We start from the raw sequence: 429 nt of genomic DNA on the forward strand, positions 1-429 counted from the left end.
ACGATCCTCGGCATGCCGCGCTACGCGCTGGTATTCGATGCCGCGGTGCTGGACAAACCCTCGCGCCACGCCGCCCCGGAACTGCTGCGCATGCACGAGTCGCTGGCGCGCCGGCAACTGGCCGAGGTGGAGCGCCTGGACCTGGTGCGCCAGGTCCGCGAACTGATCGGCGAGTTGCTGGTGGACGGAGGCGCCACCCTGGAGCAGGTCGCCGCGCGCCTCGGCATGCCGGCCCGACGTCTGCGCGAACGCCTGGCGATGGCCGGGGTGCGCTTCAACGATCTGGTCACCGACTACCGCTGCCGACTGGCCAAGGAACTGCTGCTGAAGACCGACGAGCGCATCGAAGTGATCGTCGAACGCACCGGGTTTTCCGAGCCGAGCACCTTCTATCGCGCGTTGAAGCGCTGGGTCGGCGAGACGCCGGTG

The 429-nt window shown here is 69.0% G+C and carries 1 protein-coding gene; it reads left to right on the forward strand.

Annotation, left to right across the window (positions count from 1 at the left end):
• Window positions 1–429 (forward strand): helix-turn-helix transcriptional regulator (locus tag FLP08_RS17105; RefSeq protein ID WP_156278128.1); only part of this gene is annotated, 429 nt, incomplete at both ends.

Source organism: Christiangramia aestuarii (genome assembly GCF_009735585.1).
In the GTDB taxonomy this organism is placed as follows: Bacteria; Bacteroidota; Bacteroidia; order Flavobacteriales; family Flavobacteriaceae; genus Christiangramia; species Christiangramia aestuarii.